This window comes from Paracoccus sp. (in: a-proteobacteria) (assembly GCF_030604785.1).
Lineage (GTDB): Bacteria > Pseudomonadota > Alphaproteobacteria > Rhodobacterales > Rhodobacteraceae > Paracoccus.
This window is the reverse complement of record NZ_JAUVVF010000002.1, coordinates 47,163-66,057: the sequence shown is the minus strand read 5'-3', so window position 1 is coordinate 66,057 and position 18,895 is coordinate 47,163. Positions and strand designations below refer to the sequence as shown.

At 67.7% G+C, this 18,895-nt stretch carries 21 protein-coding genes; 10 read left to right on the top strand and 11 right to left on the bottom strand.

Annotation, left to right across the window (positions count from 1 at the left end; all coding sequences use genetic code 11):
* Positions 1-12: 12 nt before the first annotated feature.
* From ureC to QAR72_RS01125, 7 genes are all read right to left on the bottom strand, one after another.
* A complete protein-coding gene (ureC, locus tag QAR72_RS01155) occupies positions 13-1,698 on the bottom strand; it encodes an urease subunit alpha (protein ID WP_304615520.1) in 1,686 nt (561 codons plus the stop codon).
* Complete coding sequence (locus tag QAR72_RS01150; protein ID WP_304615519.1) at positions 1,695-2,000, bottom strand: urease subunit beta; 306 nt, start codon at positions 1,998-2,000, stop codon at positions 1,695-1,697. Before QAR72_RS01150 ends, ureC begins: the two co-directional genes overlap by 4 nt.
* 1 nt (position 2,001) lies before the next feature.
* Positions 2,002-2,559: a HupE/UreJ family protein gene (locus QAR72_RS01145; protein WP_304615518.1), complete on the bottom strand. Its 558-nt coding sequence runs from the start codon at positions 2,557-2,559 to the stop codon at positions 2,002-2,004.
* Positions 2,556-2,870 carry an urease subunit gamma gene (locus QAR72_RS01140; protein WP_304615517.1) on the bottom strand — a complete coding sequence of 105 codons (315 nt, stop codon included), beginning with the start codon at positions 2,868-2,870 and terminating at the stop codon, positions 2,556-2,558. Before QAR72_RS01140 ends, QAR72_RS01145 begins: the two co-directional genes overlap by 4 nt.
* Position 2,871: 1 nt before the next feature.
* A complete protein-coding gene (locus tag QAR72_RS01135; RefSeq protein ID WP_304615516.1) occupies positions 2,872-3,687 on the bottom strand; it encodes an urease accessory protein UreD in 816 nt (271 codons plus the stop codon).
* Between the two features lie 141 nt (positions 3,688-3,828).
* Positions 3,829-4,584, bottom strand: coding sequence for a GNAT family N-acetyltransferase (locus QAR72_RS01130; RefSeq protein WP_304615515.1), 756 nt, complete (start codon positions 4,582-4,584; stop codon positions 3,829-3,831).
* A 99-nt stretch (positions 4,585-4,683) separates the two neighbouring features.
* On the bottom strand, positions 4,684-5,781 hold the full coding sequence (locus QAR72_RS01125; RefSeq protein WP_304615514.1) for an AI-2E family transporter: 1,098 nt from the start codon (positions 5,779-5,781) through the stop codon (positions 4,684-4,686).
* Between the two features lie 184 nt (positions 5,782-5,965).
* Between QAR72_RS01125 and ndk the strand changes: the two genes are divergently transcribed.
* The 5 genes from ndk (at position 5,966) to dps (ending at position 9,281) form a co-directional block, all read left to right on the top strand.
* Positions 5,966-6,388, top strand: a complete 423-nt coding sequence (ndk, locus tag QAR72_RS01120; RefSeq protein WP_304615513.1) for a nucleoside-diphosphate kinase — start codon at positions 5,966-5,968, stop codon at positions 6,386-6,388.
* 136 nt (positions 6,389-6,524) lie between these two features.
* A complete protein-coding gene (fabD, locus tag QAR72_RS01115) occupies positions 6,525-7,451 on the top strand; it encodes an ACP S-malonyltransferase (protein ID WP_304615512.1) in 927 nt (308 codons plus the stop codon).
* A gap of 61 nt (positions 7,452-7,512) precedes the next feature.
* Positions 7,513-8,250 carry a 3-oxoacyl-ACP reductase FabG gene (fabG, locus tag QAR72_RS01110; RefSeq protein WP_331497635.1) on the top strand — a complete coding sequence of 246 codons (738 nt, stop codon included), beginning with the start codon at positions 7,513-7,515 and terminating at the stop codon, positions 8,248-8,250.
* 169 nt (positions 8,251-8,419) lie between these two features.
* Positions 8,420-8,653: an acyl carrier protein gene (locus QAR72_RS01105; protein WP_111299847.1), complete on the top strand. Its 234-nt coding sequence runs from the start codon at positions 8,420-8,422 to the stop codon at positions 8,651-8,653.
* A gap of 148 nt (positions 8,654-8,801) precedes the next feature.
* Positions 8,802-9,281, top strand: a complete 480-nt coding sequence (gene dps / locus QAR72_RS01100) for a DNA starvation/stationary phase protection protein Dps (RefSeq protein WP_304615511.1) — start codon at positions 8,802-8,804, stop codon at positions 9,279-9,281.
* A gap of 15 nt (positions 9,282-9,296) precedes the next feature.
* Here dps and QAR72_RS01095 read toward each other — a convergent pair whose 3' ends face one another.
* Positions 9,297-10,115, bottom strand: a complete 819-nt coding sequence (locus QAR72_RS01095; RefSeq protein WP_304615510.1) for a sulfotransferase family protein — start codon at positions 10,113-10,115, stop codon at positions 9,297-9,299.
* A 153-nt stretch (positions 10,116-10,268) separates the two neighbouring features.
* Between QAR72_RS01095 and QAR72_RS01090 the strand changes: the two genes are divergently transcribed.
* Positions 10,269-11,846, top strand: a complete 1,578-nt coding sequence (locus tag QAR72_RS01090; protein WP_304615509.1) for a DUF5928 domain-containing protein — start codon at positions 10,269-10,271, stop codon at positions 11,844-11,846.
* 15 nt (positions 11,847-11,861) lie between these two features.
* Positions 11,862-12,242 carry an HIT domain-containing protein gene (locus QAR72_RS01085; RefSeq protein ID WP_304615508.1) on the top strand — a complete coding sequence of 127 codons (381 nt, stop codon included), beginning with the start codon at positions 11,862-11,864 and terminating at the stop codon, positions 12,240-12,242.
* A gap of 16 nt (positions 12,243-12,258) precedes the next feature.
* Here the strand turns inward: QAR72_RS01085 and QAR72_RS01080 are convergent, their stop codons facing one another.
* The gene (locus tag QAR72_RS01080; RefSeq protein ID WP_304615595.1) at positions 12,259-13,182 is read right to left on the bottom strand and encodes an ABC transporter ATP-binding protein; all 924 of its coding nucleotides are present in this window, start codon (positions 13,180-13,182) and stop codon (positions 12,259-12,261) included.
* Positions 13,183-13,336: 154 nt separating this feature from the next.
* Between QAR72_RS01080 and QAR72_RS01075 the strand changes: the two genes are divergently transcribed.
* The gene (locus QAR72_RS01075) at positions 13,337-13,519 is read left to right on the top strand and encodes a zinc-finger domain-containing protein (protein WP_442953534.1); all 183 of its coding nucleotides are present in this window, start codon (positions 13,337-13,339) and stop codon (positions 13,517-13,519) included.
* Positions 13,520-13,581: 62 nt separating this feature from the next.
* Here QAR72_RS01075 and QAR72_RS01070 read toward each other — a convergent pair whose 3' ends face one another.
* The gene (locus tag QAR72_RS01070; protein ID WP_304615507.1) at positions 13,582-13,770 is read right to left on the bottom strand and encodes a DUF2256 domain-containing protein; all 189 of its coding nucleotides are present in this window, start codon (positions 13,768-13,770) and stop codon (positions 13,582-13,584) included.
* A gap of 75 nt (positions 13,771-13,845) precedes the next feature.
* Here QAR72_RS01070 and polA point away from each other — a divergent pair, with 75 nt between their 5' ends.
* Positions 13,846-16,644, top strand: a complete 2,799-nt coding sequence (gene polA / locus QAR72_RS01065) for a DNA polymerase I (protein WP_304615506.1) — start codon at positions 13,846-13,848, stop codon at positions 16,642-16,644.
* A 6-nt stretch (positions 16,645-16,650) separates the two neighbouring features.
* Here the strand turns inward: polA and hemN are convergent, their stop codons facing one another.
* Entirely contained in the window at positions 16,651-18,006 is a 1,356-nt protein-coding gene (gene hemN / locus QAR72_RS01060; RefSeq protein WP_304615505.1) for an oxygen-independent coproporphyrinogen III oxidase, read from the bottom strand.
* Positions 18,007-18,041: 35 nt separating this feature from the next.
* On the opposite strand from hemN, the gene fnrL reads away from it, so the two are divergent.
* Positions 18,042-18,803 carry a transcriptional regulator FnrL gene (gene fnrL, locus QAR72_RS01055; protein WP_304615504.1) on the top strand — a complete coding sequence of 254 codons (762 nt, stop codon included), beginning with the start codon at positions 18,042-18,044 and terminating at the stop codon, positions 18,801-18,803.
* Positions 18,804-18,895 lie beyond the last annotated feature (92 nt).

Here is an 18,895-nt window from a genome sequence, read left to right as displayed (position 1 = left end):
TCTTCTCCTCCCTCAGAAGAGGAAATAGCGCTGCGCCAGCGGCAGTTCCGTCGCCGGCTCGCAGGTTAGCAAATGACCATCGGCGCGGACTTCGTAGGTTTCCGAGTCCACCTCGATCGCGGGCATGGCGTTGTTCAGGATCATGTCGGCCTTGCCGATGCTGCGCGTGCCCTCGACCGCGATCAGGGTCTTGGAGAGGCCGCTCGCGGCGCCCGCCTCGAGCCCCGCTTTCGACAGGAACAGCGCCGACGCACGCCCGGTATGCCCCCACATGGGCCGCGAAAAGATCGGCTGGACCGGGATCGAGCCGTTCGGATCGCCCATCTGCGCCACGCTGATCTGGCCGCCGACCAGCACCATCTCGGGCTTGGCGGCGAAGAAGGCCGGCGACCACAGGACCAGATCGGCCCGCTTGCCCGGACTGATCGAGCCGATATGCTGGCTGACCCCATGCGCTAAGGCCGGGTTGATCGTGTATTTCGCGATGAAGCGGCGGGCGCGGATATTGTCGTTCTGGCCCTGCTCCTCGGGCAGGCGGCCGCGCTGCTGACGCATCTTGGACGCGGTCTGCCAGGTGCGCGTGATGACCTCGCCCACGCGGCCCATCGCCTGGCTGTCCGACGAGATCACCGCGAATGCGCCCAGATCGTGCAGGATGTCCTCGGCCGCGATGGTCTCCTTGCGGATGCGGGATTCGGCGAAGGCCACGTCCTCGGGCACCCGGCGGTCGAGGTGGTGGCAGACCATCAGCATGTCGAGATGCTCCTCGACCGTGTTTGCCGTGTAGGGCCGCGTCGGGTTGGTGGACGAGGGCAGGACGTTCGCCATGCCGACCATGCGGATGATGTCGGGTGCGTGGCCGCCGCCTGCGCCTTCGGTGTGATAGGCGTGAATGGTGCGCCCGCCGATGGCGGCCATCGTGTCCTCGACGAAGCCCGATTCGTTCAGCGTGTCGGTGTGGATCATCACCTGGATGTCCATGGCGTCGGCGACCGACAGACAGGTGTCGATGGCCTTGGGCGTGGTGCCCCAATCCTCGTGCAGCTTCAGCGCGCAGGCGCCGGCGCGGATCTGCTCCTCCAGCGGCGCGGCCAGGGACGCGTTGCCCTTGCCCGCGATGCCGATGTTGACGGGCAGCTCGGCGCAGGCCTCCAGCATCCGGGCGATGTGCCAAGGGCCGGGGGTGCAGGTCGTGGCGAGCGTGCCATGCGCGGGGCCGGTGCCGCCGCCCAGAAGCGTCGTGACGCCGGAATGCAGCGCGTGGTCCACCTGCTGCGGGCAGATGTAGTGGATGTGGCAGTCGAAGCCGCCAGGGGTCAGGATGCGGCCCTCGCCCGCGATGATCTCGGTGCCGGGGCCGATGATGAGGGTGACGCCGGGCTGCGTGTCGGGGTTGCCCGCCTTGCCGATCCCGGCGATCACGCCGTCGCGGATGCCCACATCGGCCTTGACGATGCCCTGATGGTCAAAGACCACGACGCCGGTGATGACCGTGTCCATCGCGCCGCCTTCGCGGGTGATCTGGCTTTGGCCCATGCCGTCGCGGACGACCTTGCCGCCGCCGAACTTGACCTCTTCGCCGGGGATGGTCAGGTCACGTTCGACCTCGATGATGATCTCGGTATCGGCCAGGCGGATGCGGTCGCCCGTCGTCGGGCCGTAAAGCGCCGCATAATCGGCGCGGGACAAAGTCGTCACAGCGCACCCCCGATCTGGCCGCGAAAGCCGTGGACGGCCCGCGCGCCTGCGAAATCGACCAGCGTCACCTCGCGCGACTGGCCCGGCTCGAACCGGACGGCGGTGCCTGCGGGGATCGCCAGCCGCATGCCGCGCGCCGCCGTGCGGTCGAAATCCAGCGCGGCGTTGGTTTCCGCGAAATGGTAATGGCTGCCCACCTGGATCGGGCGGTCGCCGGTATTGGCGACCAGCAGCGAGACGGTGCGCCGCCCCTCGTTCAGGGCGATGGTGCCGTCGGCGGGAAGGATCTCACCGGGGATCATGTCAGGCCACCGTCAGGGCAAGACCCGCCAGCGCCGTGCCGCCGCCCAGAACGCGCAGTTCCGGCCCGCGCGCCAGCAGGCGGCCGAAGCCGATGCCTGCAAGATGCAGCGCCATCGTCGCCAGCGCAAAGCCCGCGGCGTAAAGCGCAAGCCCGCTGCCCGGCCCCTCGGCCCCGTGCGCCCAGCCATGCGCCGCGCCGAACAGCGCGACCATCGGCAGCAGCGCCGAAAGCGGCAGGCGCGCGGCCATCGCGACCAGCACGCCGAGGATGACGACCGAGGCCAGGATCATCGGCTCGACCGCCGGCAGCGCGACGCCCATGGCCCCCAGAAGCCCGCCACCCAGCATCGCCGCGACGAAGGTCAGCGGCAGCGCCCAGACCGCCCGGCCCCCCAGCTGCGCGGCCAGAAGCCCAAGCGCGACCATCGCCAGCAGGTGATCGGCCCCGCCGACCGGGTGCATCAGGCCGTGCAGGAACTGGCCCTCATCGTGCCCATGGCCCGGATGGGCCAGCGCGGCCGAGGGCAGAACAAGGGCGGCAAGCAACAGGCGTTTCATTCTTGGACCTCGCGGATGGGATGGTGGACGGTGACCAGCTTGGTGCCGTCGGGAAAGGTCGCCTCGACCTGCACGGATTCGATCATCGCGGGAATGCCGGGCATGCATTGATCGGCGGTGATCACATGGGCGCCGGCCTGCATGAGGTCGGCGACGCTGCGCCCGTCGCGGGCGCCCTCGACCACGAAATCGGTGATCAGCGCGATGGCCTCCGGGTGGTTCAGCTTGACGCCGCGCTCAAGGCGCCCGCGCGCCACCATCGCGGCTACCGAGACCAGCAGTTTCTCGCGTTCGCGGGGGGTAAGGTTCATGTCAGACCTGCCAGATGCGGGGAAGGGGATCGGGGCGCAGGGCGCGCAGAAGCCGGTTGATCTGCCGGCGCAGGGGCCAGCCATCGGCGGCCAGAAGGCGGATCACCAGCCGTCCGGGCGGGGCGCTAGCTGCGGCGGTGACGCCGGGCTCGGCCAGCGTCTCGCGGGCGCGCGTCAAAAGGTCGGGCGCGTGGGGCGCGATGATCGCCAGCGTCGCCATGGCGGGCGCGCCGCCGGTCATCGCGGCGCCGTCGATGCGGGTCAGCGCGTCGTCGTCCAGCGCCAGAGCGTCGTGATGGACCAGCCGTCCCGCCCGGCGGATCGTGCGGCGGTCGCGCAGATGCAGTCGGGCGGGGCGTTCGCCCATCGCCAGACGACCCAGAACGACCATTTCCAGCAGCAGGCAGCCCGCATCGGCGGCAAGCTCGACCACCGTGTCGCGTTCCAGCCTTGCGCCCTCATAGAGGATCGTCTCTTGCGGCAGCCAGTCCAGCCATGCGCCCGGTCCGACATTCAGCGCGACCTCGGCGCGGGCGGGGGCGGCTTCGGCACGATAGGCGCGTTCGGCCGTCTGGGTGGTGGCCAGCGCGCGGGTCCCCGCCCGCAGGTCCACCGCGAAACGCAGCCGGTCGCCCGAGGCCAGCCCCCCGGATGTGTTCAGAAAGACGATCTCGGGCAGGCCCGCATTCATGCGCGGCAGCATTGCCTTGGCCGAGCCACGCTGCGCCAGATCCACAAGGCCCCGAGCGCCCATGACGACATGCGCGGCTCCTTGGCTGCGCTGCATCGGGGCTAAGGGGGCAGAAGTGTCGAACATATGGGCAGAGGGCGGCGCGGCGCGGGCAAGGTCAATCGGCGCTGCGGCTACGGTTGCCTTGATCGCGGGCAGGGGCGGGGCTGCTGCCCATCTGAAGGGCGATCTGCCTGCGGGACGGGCGATCGGCGAAGGCGCGGCTGCCTAGCCCGCCATCGCCTGCAGCAGGCGCCTGCGCGCGGGCGGGATCGCGCGAATCTCGAGCCCGGTAAAGACGTGCATCGTCCGCAGCGCCGGATCGACGACCGCGTGATCGCTGACCCAGCCGCCCATCGCCAGATAGCTGCGCAGAAGCGGCGGCATCGCGGCCATGGCCTGCCGCGCATCGGGCTGGCGCAGGCGGAAGGCGCGGGCAAAGCGGAAGACGCGCGGCGCCTTGACGCGCGGCCACCAGCGGCGCGGCGCCAGATGGCGTTCCTTGAGCATCACGAAGGCCTCGGCATGGGTCTCGGGCTCGCAGCCGATGAAACTGGAACAGCCGAACAGCATCTCGATCCCGCTTTCCTCGACGAAGCGGGTCATGGCCGCCCATGCGATGCGCACGATGTCGGGGTCGTGGTGGTCGGGATGGATGCAGAAGCGCCCCATCTCGACCATGGGACCGTCGAATCCTTCCAGCGCGCGCAGGTCGTAGAATTGCGCGGAGTAGCTGCGCGCGATCTGCGAGCCGTCGGCCAGCGGCAGGAAGCGGAAGCAGCAGACCAGCGCGCCGGTGGCCACATCCTCGACCAGCATGTGGCGGCATTCCGCGTCCAGCCCGTCGCTGTCCAGCGCCTGCCCGTCATCCGGAATTCCGTTGCGCCCGTGAAAGCACAGCCAGCGCAGGCGTTGGGCGCCCCGCAGGTCGTCGTCATCCTGCGCCAGTCGCGCCCGGTAATGGCCTCTGAGGATCGGCTGCATCCCTGTCACCCTTGGTGAGTCCGACGCCGTGTTAGCCTATCCATGTGTCACAATCACGAAGCCGTCAACGCCCTGCGCGCCGCCTTGCCCGTTTCGGCATCAGTCCAGATCGTCGCCCAGCACATCCTCGACATAGGCTCGCTGGATCAGCACGATCAGCACGACCAGCAGGGGCGTGGCCAGCAGCACCCCCGCCAGACCGAACAGGCTGCCGAAGGCCATGATGCCGATGACCGTCAGCGCGGGCGGCAGGCGCACGGCGAATCGCTGGATCACCGGCAGGATGATCTCGCCGTCGATCAGCTGGATCACGACGAACAGGATCGCCACCTGCAGCGCGACGTCGAAGCCTTGGGTAAAGGCGAACAGCACCGCGATCGCGCCCGAGATGAACGGCCCGATGATCGGGATGATGTTTGTCAGCGCCGCGATCAGCGCCAGGATGAAGGCCAGCGGCACATCCAGGATCCACAGCCCGATCCCCGCCATGATGCCCACGGCCAGCATGTCCAGCGCCTGCCCGCCCAGCCACAAGCCCAGCTTGTGGCCCATCTCGTCCAGGATCGACGAGGCGCGGGCGCGGTGGCGGATCGGCAGCAGGCGGATGGCGCCCGCGCGGTAACGATCGGCCTCCAGCGCCAGGTAAAGTGCCACGATCAGCATCAGGAAGACCGACATGATCCCGCCCACCGTCGCGTTCACCGCCCCCGAGACGGTGCCGATCAGGTCGGGCAGGCGCTGCGCCATCTCGGCGGCGCTGTCGCCCAGATCGGCGCCGTTCTCCATCTGGTCCTGCACGGCCTCGCCCATCGTCGTGCCCGAAAGCCAGTTGCTCAGCGCCTCCCACGAATCGGGCAGCGATCCGATCAGCTCGTCGAATTGCTCGCGGATGGCGGGGCCGGCCAGCGCCACCACGCCGGCGATCGCGCCCAGCACGCCCAGGATGACGGCCAGGACGCCGATCTTGATGTTCAGCCCCACCAGCCGGTGCAGGCTGCGCGCCCCCGCCCGCACGGCGACGGCCAGAAGGATCGCGCCGAAGGTCAGCAGCAGCACGTCCGACCAGAACCAGATCGCCGCCGCCAGCAGCGCCAGCAGCAGCGCCGCGATAATCGAGGCCGGCGCGATCGCGCGTTCGGGCGCGGGCTGCGCAGGCGGCGCGGGGGCGGGCAGCGCGGGGGCAGGGGTTTCGGTCATGGGGCACCGGTGCTTTCGGGGGATGTCGCAGGGACAAGCCCGCAGGGGCCGCAGGGTTCCCGACAGGCCACGCCTTGCCGGGCGGCGGCAAGCCTGTTAACCGGGCGCGGATCGGCGCGGGCGGGACGACCCGTCCCCCGCGTCATTGCAGATTCCGCGACCCATACAGGACAAGGTGAACATCATGGCCATCGAACGCACGCTTTCCATCATCAAGCCCGACGCGACCCGCCGCAACCTGACCGGCAAGATCAACGCCAAGTTCGAGGAAGCCGGCCTGCGCATCGTCGCGCAGAAGCGCATCAAGCTGTCGGCCGAGCAGGCGGGCAAGTTCTACGAGGTCCACAAGGACCGTCCCTTCTATGGCGAACTGGTCGAGTTCATGGCCTCGGAGCCCGTCGTCGTGCAGGTCCTGGAAGGCGAGAACGCCATCGCCAAGAACCGTGAAGTGATGGGTGCCACCAACCCGGCCCAGGCCGACGAAGGCACGATCCGCAAGGAATTCGCCCTGTCGGTCGGCGAGAACTCGGTCCACGGCTCGGACGCGCCGGAAACCGCCGCGCAAGAGATCGCCTTCTTCTTCTCGGGGCTGGAACTGGTCGGCTGACCTTTCGCCCGACATGATCGTCGGACAGGGGGCCTTGCGGCCCCCTTTTCCTTGCGCGCGCGGCGAAGGGGGTCGGTTGCGGCACGGCCCGTCAGCGGCTATGCCCGTCGGGACGGTTTGATTTCAGGGGGGTGCCATGCGGGCATTCGTGTTTCCGGGCCAGGGCGCCCAGACCATCGGCATGGGCCGCGAACTGGCCCAGGCCTATCCCGCCGCGCAGGCGGTCTTTGACGAGGTGGACGAGGCGCTTGGCGAAAAGCTGTCCGCGCTGATCTGGGAAGGCGACGCCGAGACGCTGACCCTGACCCAGAACGCCCAGCCCGCGCTGATGGCGACCTCGATCGCGGCGATGCGCGCGCTGGAGGCCGAGGGCTTCGGGATCAAGGATGCGGATTTCGTTGCGGGTCACTCGCTTGGCGAATATTCGGCCCTCTGCGCGGCCGGCGCGCTGAGCCTGCCCGACACGGCACGCCTGCTGCGCCTGCGCGGTCAGGCCATGCAGGAGGCCGTGCCGGTCGGCATGGGCGCCATGGCCGCGATCCTGGGTCTGGATTTCGAGACGGTGGACCGCATCGCCCGCGAGGTGGGCGGAGACGAGGTCGTGCAGGCCGCCAATGACAACGATCCGGCGCAGGTCGTGATCTCGGGCCACAAGGGCGCGGTCGAGGCCGCCGCCGAGGCCATGAAGGCCGCCGGCGCCAAGCGCGCTCTGATGCTGCCCGTCTCGGCGCCGTTCCATTCGGTGCTGATGCAGCCCGCTGCCGCCGTGATGGCCGATGCGCTGGCGGGGGTCGAGATCCATAGCCCCGCCGTGCCGGTCTTCGCCAATGTCCGCGCCGAGCCCGTCACCGAGCCGGGCGCCATCCGCCGCCTGCTGGTCGAGCAGGTGACCGGCACCGTGCGCTGGCGCGAGAGCGTCGCCAACATGGCCGAGATCGGCGTCACCGAGTTCTGGGAGATCGGGGCCGGAAAGGCGCTGTCGGGGATGATCAAGCGCATCGCCAAGGACGCGGTCGTGCGCAATGTCGGCGCCCCGGCGGATATTGCGGCGCTGAAGGGTTGAGGGCGGACCGGGGCTCTGCCCCGGACCCCGGGGTATTTGGACAACGAAGAAGGGCATCAGGATGTTCGATCTGACAGGAAAGACCGCGCTGGTGACCGGCGCTTCGGGCGGGATCGGCGGCGCGATCGCCGAGGCGCTGCATCAGGCGGGCGCCACCGTGACGCTGTCGGGGACGCGCGAGGCGCCCTTGCGCGACCTGGCCGACAGGCTGGGCGAGCGGGCGCATGTGGTGACGGCGAATCTGGGCGATCCGGAATCCGTGCTGGCGCTGCCCAAGGCGGCCGCCGAGGCGATGGGGTCGGTCGACATCCTGGTGAACAATGCCGGGATCACGCGGGACAACCTGTTCATGCGCATGTCCGACGAGGAATGGGCGCAGGTTCTGGACGTCAACCTGACCAGCGTCTTCAAGCTGTCGCGCGCCGTGCTGCGGGGGATGATGAAGGCCCGGTGGGGGCGGATTGTCAACATCACCTCGGTCGTCGGGGCGACGGGCAATCCGGGGCAGGGCAACTATGCCGCCGCGAAGGCGGGTCTGGTCGGCATGTCGAAATCGCTGGCCTACGAGGTCGCGAGCCGCGGCATCACCGTGAACTGCGTCGCGCCGGGCTTCATCGCCACCGCCATGACGGACAAGCTGAACGACGAGCAGAAGGGCAAGATCCTGACCCAGATCCCCGCCGGGCAGATGGGCAGCCCCGAGGATATCGCCGCCGCCGTCCTGTATCTGTCCAGCCGCGAGGCGGGCTATGTGACCGGCGCCACCCTGCATGTGAATGGCGGCATGGCGATGATCTGAGCCGGGCCGGGCGCAGCCCCGCCGCCATGCCCTGTTGCAAAAGCGGTTGCATGAACGTCGCCCGGTGCTATATCCCGGCCCTTAGCAGCAGGGGAGCCGCCCTGTGCTGAAGCGTTCCCTCGGGGGCGTGCAAAACTTGGGCGGATGCCCGCGACAATGAGGATATGACATGAGCGATATCGCTGATCGCGTGAAGAAGATCGTGGTCGAGCATCTGGGTGTCGATGAGGACAAGGTGGTCGAATCCGCTTCGTTCATCGACGATCTGGGCGCCGACAGCCTCGACACCGTCGAGCTGGTCATGGCTTTCGAGGAAGAGTTCGGGATCGAGATTCCCGATGACGCCGCCGAGACCATCCAGACCGTCGGCGATGCGGTGAACTTCATCAAGGGCGCGGTCTGATCCCGCCTCTGTCGCTGCCTCGGCGGCGATGACCTGAACGGCGCCCGCATCGCGAGGCGCCGTTTTTTCATGGCCGGGGTCCCTGCCGGAACCGGCCTTGCCGCGCCGGTGTTGATGAAGCGATTCCATCAGCATCAGGAGGCAAATCATGCCGGTCAATCTGGAAGGACTTTCCGACAATGCCCGCAAGACGGCGATCGACGAGCTGAATGCGCGTCTGGCCGACGGGCTGGCGCTGGCCCTGGCGATCAAGCAGGCGCACTGGAACGTGAAGGGCCGCAACTTCATCGCCGTCCACGAATTGTTCGACACGGTGCGGGCCAATCTGGACGTGCATCTGGACGAATTCGCCGAGCGCGTGCAGCAGCTGGACGGCACCGCGCGCGGCACGGCCGAGATCGTGGCCGGGGCATCGGGGCTGGAGCCCTATCCGACCGACCTGACCGCCGCCGAGGACCATCTGCGCGAGATCTGCTCGCGGATGCGGGCGCATGGCGCCAATCTGCGCAAGGGCATCGACGCCGTGGGCGATGCGGGCGACGAGGACAGCGCCGACATCCTGACCGCGGCCTCGCGCACCGCCGACAAGGATCTGTGGTTCATGGAGAGCCATCTCGAGGCCGCCTGACGCGGCCGAGCGGGATCAGCGGCCCAGTTTCGCGTGGACCTCGTCCAGATCGACCTCGCCCAACGGCATCTTGTTGTCGGGATTGTCGAAATCGTAGCGGAACAGCTGGAAATCGTCCTTGTAGATTTCCCAGATCAGGTGCCGCGACAGGTCGTCGAAATAGTCGCTGACCCGGTGGGCGCGCTTGGGGCCATGACCCTCTGATTCGTTGAAGCGGGGGACTTCGGCCAGATCGATCCTGACGGGCGTCTCGGCGGCGGCAAGCACCTTTGCCATCCCGTCGTTGAAGGCCTCGGTGAAGAAGATCTGGTCGTAGCGCCCGCCATTCACGATGAAGGTCGAGATATGGCCCGACATGGCCGACCAATGGATGTCCGGCTCCATCGGCTTGCGAAAGCGGATGGTGTCGCGCGCGAACAGAAGGAACCGGCGGAAGCTGGCGATCTGGTCGAATTCGAACCCGTTCTCGGGGCTGCCGACATCGATGCCGTAGCGCTGGATGAGCTGCGGCACGAGATTGCCGCGATAGCGGCGGCCATTGCGCTGGATGCCGGCGATCTTGTCGAAGAACGACGACAGGATGCGCGCATAGGGGTTGCGCACGCAGGTGAAGGTCACCGCATCGCGCGCATGCACGGCCCGTTCGATCGGGCCGTGGCTGTAATCCTGCGCCCATTTGTGCAGGCCTTCGGTGCTGTCATGGATGTCACCGTCGAAGAACCGGCCGTGATCCGAGTAGAACATGATCTGTCCGATGGTCGAGCAGGCGCATTTCGGCACCACCCGATAGATCATGCTTTCGCTTTCCGTCATCCAGACGCCGGGAAAACCCATCCTGCTCTCACTCCGAACCTAGGCGATCTGCCGGCGGCGCATGCCTCGCTTGCCCCGTTGGCAAAAACGTTTACACAGACAAAGCAAAACCGGACGAGTTTTTCAACGCCTTACGTCGATCTGTAACGAAACCACCAGAGCCCGGTCTGCCCCATGGCGCGCATAGCCTTCATTCTTCTGACCCACAAGGACCCGCAGGGCGTGATCGAGCAGGCAAAGCGCCTGACCGCGACCGGGGATTTCGTGGCGATCCATTTCGACAAGCGCGCGCCACAGGCGATGTATCAGCAATTGCAGGACGCGCTTGGCAACCATCCCAGTGTTGTCTTTGCGCCACGGCGGCTGAAATGCGGCTGGGGCGAATGGTCACTGGTCGCCGCCAGTCTCGAGGCGCTGAGGGCGGCCGAGGCCGCCTTTCCCCAGGCCACGCATTTCTACATGCTGTCGGGCGATTGCATGCCCATAAAATCGGCAGAATTCGCGCGCAGTTTCCTCGACGGCGAGGATTGTGACTATATCGAAAGCTTCGACTTCTTCGAAAGCGACTGGATCAAGACCGGCTTCAAGGAAGAGCGGCTGATCTATCGGCACTGGTTCAACGAACGTACCCAGAAATGGCTGTTCTATACCAGCTTCAACATCCAGCAGCGTCTTGGCCTGACCCGCAGCATCCCCGAGGACGTGCAGGTCATGATCGGGTCGCAATGGTGGTGCCTGCGCCGCCAGACGGTCGAGGCGATCCTGGAACTGGTGCGTCAGCGCCCCGAGATCACGCGGTTCTTCGCGACGACCTGGATCCCCGACGAGACGTTCTTCCAGACGCTGGTTGCCCATGTCGTGCCGCGCACGCAGATCAGGACGCGCACGCTGACCTTCCTGATCTTCACCGATTACGGGATGCCGGTGACGTTCTACAACGACCATTACGACCTGCTTCTGCGTCAGAACTACCTGTTCGCCCGCAAGATCAGCCCCGAGGCGGCCGACCTGCGCGCGAGGCTGGGCGCGCTGTGGCAGGCCGAGGGACAGGATTTCGCCATCACCGCAGAGGGCCGCAAGCTGTTCAACTTTCTGGTCGGCCGGGGGCGGATCGGGCGCCGCTTCGCGCCCCGCTTCTGGGAGACGGACGGCTCGCTCGGGGCGGGCCGCAAGCTGACCATTGTCGTGGCCAAGAAATGGCATGTGGCCAAGCGCCTGACCGAGAGACTGCGGGCGCTGACCGACATCCCCGCCGTCGATTACGTCTTCAACGAGCACGAGGCCAACCTGCCCGATACGGGCGGTATCGCCAACACGCTGGCCAAGCGCGAACGCCACCGCAAGGCGCTGATCAAGCTGCTCTTCGACCAGTTCGAAAGCGACAGGCTGGTCCTGTGCGCGGACCCTTCGGCGCTGAGCCTGATCACCGATCTGGTCAATGACCGCGCCGAGGTGCGGGTCCTGTTCATGGATTGCGCCTTCGACGAGGCCTATGTGCGCGGCCATATGGGCCGGGTCGGGCTGGTCAGCGAGACCGCGCCCGACGAGGTCATCGCCCGCCTGCTGCCCATCGTGAAAAGCGATCTGGAACACGAGGCCGAGCGGCTGCGCGAAAGCGACTTTCCGCATTTCGCGTCGGTCTCGGCGGGGGCGTCGGCGGATCAGAACGCCGTCGCCATCGCGCGCATCCTGGACCTGCCCGAGGCCTTGGCCCGTGAACTGGCCGAGACGCCCCATCTCTTCGCCGATTGAGGAAGGAACGACACCATGCCCGCCTATGACGACAGCAACATCTTTGCCCGCATCCTGCGCGGAGAGATCCCCGCGACCCGCGTGGCCGAGAACGATCATGCGCTGGCCTTCCGCGACATCGCGCCCCGCGCGCCGACCCATGTGCTGGTGATCCCCAAGGGCGCCTATGTCGATTTCGCCGACTTCGCTGCGAATGCGGCCGCGGACGAGATCACGGGCTTCATGCGGCTTTGCGCCGAGGTCTGCGCGGTCGAGGGGGTCGATCCGGCCTCGGGAGGGAACGGCTTTCGGGCGATCACCAATGCGGGGCCGGACGGCGTGCAGGAAGTGCCGCATTTCCACCTGCACATCATCGGCGGCCGTATGACCGGCCCGATGCTGAGCCTGCGCGACTGATCCGGGTGGCGGCGCCCTAGCTGCTGGTCAGTTCGACGAAGACCTGTTCAAGGTCGGGCTGTTCGGTCGCCACGTCGATGATCGGAATGCCCGCGCCGCGCAACAGGTCGATGATCCGGTCCGCCCGAAGCCGCGAGGGCGGATAGAAGACCGCTAGCCGCCCGTCGGCGCGCCGCTCGGCCCGGACGCCTTCGGGCAGGGGGGGCAGATCGACGGGGCCGCCCGTGTCCAGCACCAGCGTCTTGCCGTCGGTCCGCGCCAGAAGGTCGCGCGTGGGCTGGCGGATGACCAGTTCGCCATGGTTGATGATGGCGATCTCGTCGCACATCTGCTCGGCTTCCTCGAGGTAATGCGTGGTCAGGATGATCGTCATCCCCTGCCGGTTCAGCTCTCGCACATTCGCCCAGAGCATCTGGCGCAGGGTGATGTCCACGCCCGCCGTCGGCTCGTCCAGGACCAGGATCTGGGGGCGGTGGACCAGCGCCTTGGCCAGAAGCAGCCGCCGCTTCATGCCGCCAGACAGGTTGCGCGCATAGGCGCCCGCCTGATCGGTCAGCCCCACCAGCGCCAGAAGCTCATCTGTCCAGCGCTCCGATTTCGGAACGCCGTAAAGGCCCGCCTGCACCTCGAGGCTGGCGCGGGGTGTGAAGAACGGGTCCATGTTCAGTTCCTGCGGCATCACCCCGATGGCGGCGCGGGACTGGCGGGGATTCACGTCCTGGTCGAAGCCCCAGATGCTGACGCGGCCGGCGGTCTTGTTCACGAGGCCAGCCAGAATGTTGATCAGCGTGGACTTGCCCGCGCCGTTGGGGCCCAGGAGGCCGAAGATGCTGCCGGCGGGGATGGTCAGGTCGATGCCCTTCAGCGCCTCCTTGGCGGAAGCGTTGCCTTGGGCGGCATAGGTCTTGCGCAGACCTTCGATCTGGATGGCGTGGCTCATGGTGTCGGTCTCGCAATGCTTGCGGTGGCAGGCCGGGCTGCGGTAATGGGGGTTAGACCAGATGATGCAAGCCGCCACAAGAAGGCCAGCCATGACCCAGCACGTGACGCCCGAGAACTCGCTTTCGACCGAGACGGGCCCCGAGGCCCTGAAGATGCCCGCCCCCGTCACCGAGGTCGTGACGCGCTGGCGGGTGTGCTGCGATGGCGACGATGCGGCCGGTCTGGGCCATCCCCGCGTCTGGCTGGCGATCAGCCCCGAGACAGGCTTCGTCGATTGCGGCTATTGCGACAAGCGCTTCGTGATCGACCGCGACCACGCCCACGACGACCACTGACTGTCGGGGCCGCGACATTCCGTCCCGGCCCGGCACGGATCTCGGGCCCCGTCGAGGGGCCCTCAATCCGGGGCGGCCTTGCCGCCCGGCGCCCCCTTGCCATCCTTGCGCTTTGATCCGGACCGGCACCTGTCCGAGCAGTAGCGCACCTGATCCCAGTCGCGTTCCCATTTCTTGCGCCAGCTGAACGGCAGCCCGCAGGTCGCGCAAGTCTTCTGCGGAAGGTCTGACTTGCGGCGCATCCTTGCCATGATCTGTCCTCGGCGGCTGGCGAAATCCGGCGGCCCGTGGCACAAGGCGGGCCGGACCAGCATGATGAGGTGAGCATGGGCGACGCATTCGGCAAGGGCTGCCATCTGCATCTGATCGACGGATCGGCCTTCATCTTCCGCGCCTATCACGCGCTGCCGCCGCTGACCCGCAAATCCGACGGCCTGCCGGTGGGCGCGGTCGCGGGCTTCTGCAACATGCTGTGGAAATACGTCCAGGACGGCAATGGCAGCGAGGCGCCGACCCATGCGGCGGTGATCTTCGACCATTCCTCCAAGACCTTCCGCAACGAGATCTATCCCGCCTACAAGGCGAACCGCCCCGAGCCGCCCGAGGATCTGCGCCCGCAATTCCCGCTGACCCGCGACGCGACCCGCGCCTTCAACATCGCCTGCATCGAGACCGAGGGCTACGAGGCCGACGACATCATCGCCGCCTATGCCCGGCATGCCCGCGAGGCCGGGGGCCGCGTTACCATCGTCAGCAGCGACAAGGACCTGATGCAGCTGGTCGGCGACGGGGTCGAGATGCTGGACCCGATCAAGGGCAAGGTCATCGGCCCCGACGAGGTGTTCGAGAAATTCGGCGTCGGCCCCGACCGCGTGGTCGATGTGCAGGCTTTGGCCGGCGATTCGGTGGACAACGTCCCCGGCGCGCCCGGCATCGGGATCAAGACCGCCGCACTGCTGATCCAGGAATTCGGCGATCTGGACGCGCTGCTGGACCGCGCGGCCGAGATCAAGCAGCCCAAGCGCCGCCAGACCCTGATCGACCATGCCGAACAGATCCGCATCTCGCGACAGCTGGTGCAGCTGGACGGCGATACGCCGCTGGACCGCCCGCTGGAGGATCTGGGCGTCCGCGCCCCCGAGGCCGAGCGCCTGCTGGCCTTCCTGTCCGAGATGGAGTTCCGCACCCTGACCGCCCGCGTGGCCGAAAGGCTGGGCGCCGAGGCCCCGGCGATCCAGGCAGCGCCCCCCAGTCAGGCGCCTGCCGCGCCGGACCTGCCCGCCATCGACGCTGCGGCCTACGAGACCGTGACCGACATGGCCGCGCTGGAGGCGTGGATCGCCGCCATCCGCGAGGCCGGGGCCGTCGCCATCGACACCGAGACGACCAGCCTCGATGAGATGCAGGCCGATCTGGTCGGCATCTCGCTGGCGGTGGCGCCGGGCCGGGCCTGCTATGTGCCGCTGAACCATATGGCGGGGGGCGACGATCTGTTCGGCCAGTTGGCCCGCGTGCCGGGCCAGCTGGACCCGCAGCCGGTGCTGGCCGCGCTGAAGCCGGTGCTTGAGGATCCGGCCACGCTGAAGATCGGCCAGAACCTCAAATACGACTGGAAGATCCTTGCCCGCCACGGCATCCGCATGGCGCCAGTGGCCGACACGATGCTGATGTCCTATGCGCTGAATGCGGGCACCCACAATCACGGCATGGACGAACTGGCCGAGCGTTATCTCGGCCACAAATGCATCCCGATCAAGGACCTGATCGGGTCGGGCAAAAGCCAGATCAACTTTGCCCAGGTCGCCATCGACAAGGCCGCGCCCTATGCGGCCGAGGATGCGGACGTGACGCTGCGGCTTTATCGCACTTTCGCGCCGATGCTGCCGATCGAGCGCGTGACGACCGTCTATCAGACGCTGGAAGCGCCGATGATCCCCGTCCTGGCCGAGATGGAGATGGCGGGCATCCGCATCGACACCGACGTCCTGGGGCGCATGTCGAACGCCTTTGCCCAGAAGATGGCGGGGCTGGAAGCCGAGATCCATGAACTGGCCGGAACCCCGTTCAACATCGGCAGCCCCAAGCAACTGGGCGAGATCCTGTTCGACCGCATGGGTCTGGCGGGCGGCAAGCAGGGCAAGACCGGCGCCTTTTCCACCAGCGCTGACGTGCTGGAGGATCTGGCCGCCGAGGGCCACGATCTGCCGGCCCGCGTGCTGGACTGGCGCCAGATCAGCAAGCTGAAATCCACCTATACCGACGCGCTGCCGACCTATGTGAACCCGGAAACCGGGCGGGTCCATACCAGCTATTCCATCGCGGGGGCGCAGACCGGGCGGCTGGCCTCGACCGATCCGAACCTGCAGAACATCCCGATCCGCAGCGACGAGGGGCGGCGCATCCGGCAGGCCTTTGTCGCGCCGTCAGGCCACCGGCTGGTCGCGCTGGATTACAGCCAGATCGAATTGCGCATCCTGGCCCATGTGGCGGACATCCCGGCGCTGAAACAGGCCTTCCGCGAGGGGATCGACATCCACGCCATGACCGCCAGCCAGATGTTCGGCGTCCCGGTCGAGGGGATGGACCCGATGATCCGCCGCCAGGCCAAGGCGATCAATTTCGGCGTGATCTACGGAATCTCGGGCTTCGGCCTGTCGCGCAACCTGCGCATCCCGCGGGCCGAGGCGCAAAGCTTCATCGACACCTATTTCGAACGCTTCCCGGAAATCCGCGCCTATATGGACCGCACGGTGGCGGATGCGAAAGCGGACGGCTCGGTGCGGACCCTCTTCGGGCGGCGCATCAACACGCCGGGCATCAACCAGTCGGGCCCGGCGGCAGGCGGTGCCCGCCGCGCGGCGATCAACGCCCCGATCCAGGGCGCGGCCGCCGACATCATCCGCCGCGCGATGATCCGCATGCCCGCCGCCATCGCGGATCTGCCCGCGCGGATGCTGCTGCAGGTCCATGACGAACTGGTCTTCGAGGTGGCCGAGGATGCGGTCGACAGCCTCATCGCCCGCGCGCGCGAGGTGATGGAGGCCGCCGCCGAACCGACGGTCAAGCTGTCCGTGCCGCTGGTCGTGGATGCCGGTCACGGCCTGAACTGGGCCGAGGCGCACTGAAGACCATCAGACCGCCGAGGAATGGCTGCCCTCGGCCACCGCATAGGCGTCCAGCCCCTGCGCCAGCATCCGCGTGAGGGGCCGCCCCTCGGGCGTGATGGTCAGCGCGCCCGGTTCCAGCCGCAGGACGGAGCCGAACCGCGCCAGCAGCGGCGCGAACAGCGCGCGCTGGCGGTCCTCGGTCACGCCGAACCGGTCGGCGATCTCGGCCATGTCGATGCGGAACTCGCACATCAGCATCTCGATCATGCGGCCGCGCCACAGATCCTCGGCGCTGAACGCGTGGCCGCGCGTCACCGGCAGCAGGCCCGCACGGATCGCGGCGGTATAGACCCCGGTCGCCGGGGCGTTCTGGGCATAGCCTTGCGGAAAGCGCGAAATCGAGGACGCCCCCAGCCCCAGCAGGATCTCGGCCGGATCGTCGGTGTAGCCCTGGAAATTGCGCCGCAGCCGCCCCTCGGCCAGGGCGCGGGCCAGACCGTCGGCGGGGCTGGCGAAATGGTCGATCCCGATCTCGGCCAGCCCGTCGGCCACGAACAGCGCGCGGGCGGTGTCAAACAGGTCCAGCCGCGCCTCGCCATCGGGCAGGGCGTGGTCGGGGATCATCACCTGCCGCTTGGACATCCACGGCACATGGGCATAGCCGTACAGCGCCACCCGGTCGGGCTGCAGCGCCAGCACCTTCTGCACGGTCTCGGCCATGCGGGCGCGGTTCTGGTGGGGCAGGCCGTAAAGCAGGTCGACATTCAGGCTGCCGATGCCATGGCCACGGATCAGGTCGACGGCGGCGGCGGTCAGCTCGAATCCCTGCGGCCTGCCGATCGTCTCCTGGATCAGCGGGTCGAAATCCTGCACCCCGATCGAGGCGCGGTTCATCCCCGCCGCCGCCAGCGCGGCCATCCGTGGCGCATCGATCTCGGACGGGTCGATCTCGACCGAGAATTCGCCGCCCGCGATCATGGGAAAAGCCGCGCGGATCGCACCGGCCAGCTCGGCGATCATGCCCGGCTCCAGAAGCGTGGGCGTCCCGCCGCCCCAATGCAGCCGCGACAGCCGCACGCCCGGCGCCATCCGCGCCCGCAGGGCCGCGATCTCGGCCAGAAGCGTGTCCAGATAGGCGCGCACCGGGTCCATGCTCTGCGTGCCTTGCGTGCGGCAGGCGCAGAACCAGCACAGCCGGCGGCAGAACGGGATATGCACATAAAGCGATATCGCCGCCCCGGCGGGGATCGCGCCGATCCAGCCCGCCACCAGGGGCGCGTCGACCGCCGGCCCGAATTGCGTCGCGGGCGGATAGCTCGTGTAGCGCGGGGCACGGGCCTCGAACAGACCGAGTCGTCTGAGTTGCGAAATCGTGTTCATGGCGCTATCTCTAGGGGAGGATGCGCCAACAGACCTTGACCCAGATCAACAGCTGCACGACCTCTGCCCCCCATGGCGATGTCAGCTGTTCCGAGTGCCCGATCCGCTACCGGGCCGTCTGCGCTCATTGCGAAGGCGACGAATTGCAGCGCCTCGAGGAAATCAAGTTCTACCGCAGCTACGAGGCCGGCCAGCCCATCGTCTGGGAAGGCGACCGGATGGATTTCGTGGGCTCGGTCGTCTCGGGGGTGGCCACGCTGACCCAGACGCTCGAGGACGGGCGCACCCAGATGGTGGGGCTGCTGCTGCCAAGCGACTTTCTCGGCCGCCCGGGCCGCGACCGCGCGGCCTATAACGCGACCGCCACGACGCGGGTCGTGCTCTGCTGCTTCCGCCGCCGCCCCTTCGACGATCTGATGCGCAAGACGCCCCATATCGCGCATCGGCTGCTGGAAATGACGCTCGACGAACTCGACGCGGCGCGCGAATGGATGCTGCTTCTGGGCCGCAAGACCGCGCGCGAGAAGATCGCATCCTTCATCGCCATCATCGCCCGGCGCGAGGCGTCCCTGCACAAGCGCCAGCCCGGCGGCCGGATGGAACTGGAACTGCCCCTGACGCGCGAGGCGATGGCCGATTATCTCGGCCTGACGCTGGAAACGGTCAGCCGTCAGGTCAGCGCGCTGAAACGCGACGGAGTGATCCAGCTTCAGGGCAAGCGCGGCGTCATTCTGCCCGATTTCGCGCGTCTCGTGGACGAATCCGGCGACGATTCCGACGGCGGCTGCCTCAGCTGAACCCCCCCTGCCGCTTTGCCTTGGGTCAAATATCCCGGGGGGAATCGCGCCTTGCGCGATGGGGGGCAGCGCCCCCCTGCGACCCATCGGCC

Excerpts from the sequence above, each read along its gene's own strand:
- QAR72_RS01150 (WP_304615519.1), bottom strand. The coding sequence starts at position 2,000 with ATGATCCCCGGTGAGATCCTTCCCGCCGACGGCACCATCGCCCTGAAC.
- QAR72_RS01145 (WP_304615518.1), bottom strand. The coding sequence starts at position 2,559 with ATGAAACGCCTGTTGCTTGCCGCCCTTGTTCTGCCCTCGGCCGCGCTG.
- QAR72_RS01140 (WP_304615517.1), bottom strand. The coding sequence starts at position 2,870 with ATGAACCTTACCCCCCGCGAACGCGAGAAACTGCTGGTCTCGGTAGCC.
- QAR72_RS01135 (WP_304615516.1), bottom strand. The coding sequence starts at position 3,687 with ATGTTCGACACTTCTGCCCCCTTAGCCCCGATGCAGCGCAGCCAAGGA.
- QAR72_RS01130 (WP_304615515.1), bottom strand. The coding sequence starts at position 4,584 with ATGCAGCCGATCCTCAGAGGCCATTACCGGGCGCGACTGGCGCAGGAT.
- QAR72_RS01125 (WP_304615514.1), bottom strand. The coding sequence starts at position 5,781 with ATGACCGAAACCCCTGCCCCCGCGCTGCCCGCCCCCGCGCCGCCTGCG.
- ndk (WP_304615513.1), top strand. The coding sequence starts at position 5,966 with ATGGCCATCGAACGCACGCTTTCCATCATCAAGCCCGACGCGACCCGC.
- fabD (WP_304615512.1), top strand. The coding sequence starts at position 6,525 with ATGCGGGCATTCGTGTTTCCGGGCCAGGGCGCCCAGACCATCGGCATG.
- fabG (WP_331497635.1), top strand. The coding sequence starts at position 7,513 with ATGTTCGATCTGACAGGAAAGACCGCGCTGGTGACCGGCGCTTCGGGC.
- QAR72_RS01105 (WP_111299847.1), top strand. The coding sequence starts at position 8,420 with ATGAGCGATATCGCTGATCGCGTGAAGAAGATCGTGGTCGAGCATCTG.
- dps (WP_304615511.1), top strand. The coding sequence starts at position 8,802 with ATGCCGGTCAATCTGGAAGGACTTTCCGACAATGCCCGCAAGACGGCG.
- QAR72_RS01095 (WP_304615510.1), bottom strand. The coding sequence starts at position 10,115 with ATGGGTTTTCCCGGCGTCTGGATGACGGAAAGCGAAAGCATGATCTAT.
- QAR72_RS01090 (WP_304615509.1), top strand. The coding sequence starts at position 10,269 with ATGGCGCGCATAGCCTTCATTCTTCTGACCCACAAGGACCCGCAGGGC.
- QAR72_RS01085 (WP_304615508.1), top strand. The coding sequence starts at position 11,862 with ATGCCCGCCTATGACGACAGCAACATCTTTGCCCGCATCCTGCGCGGA.
- QAR72_RS01080 (WP_304615595.1), bottom strand. The coding sequence starts at position 13,182 with ATGAGCCACGCCATCCAGATCGAAGGTCTGCGCAAGACCTATGCCGCC.
- QAR72_RS01075 (WP_442953534.1), top strand. The coding sequence starts at position 13,337 with ATGCCCGCCCCCGTCACCGAGGTCGTGACGCGCTGGCGGGTGTGCTGC.
- QAR72_RS01070 (WP_304615507.1), bottom strand. The coding sequence starts at position 13,770 with ATGGCAAGGATGCGCCGCAAGTCAGACCTTCCGCAGAAGACTTGCGCG.
- polA (WP_304615506.1), top strand. The coding sequence starts at position 13,846 with ATGGGCGACGCATTCGGCAAGGGCTGCCATCTGCATCTGATCGACGGA.
- hemN (WP_304615505.1), bottom strand. The coding sequence starts at position 18,006 with ATGAACACGATTTCGCAACTCAGACGACTCGGTCTGTTCGAGGCCCGT.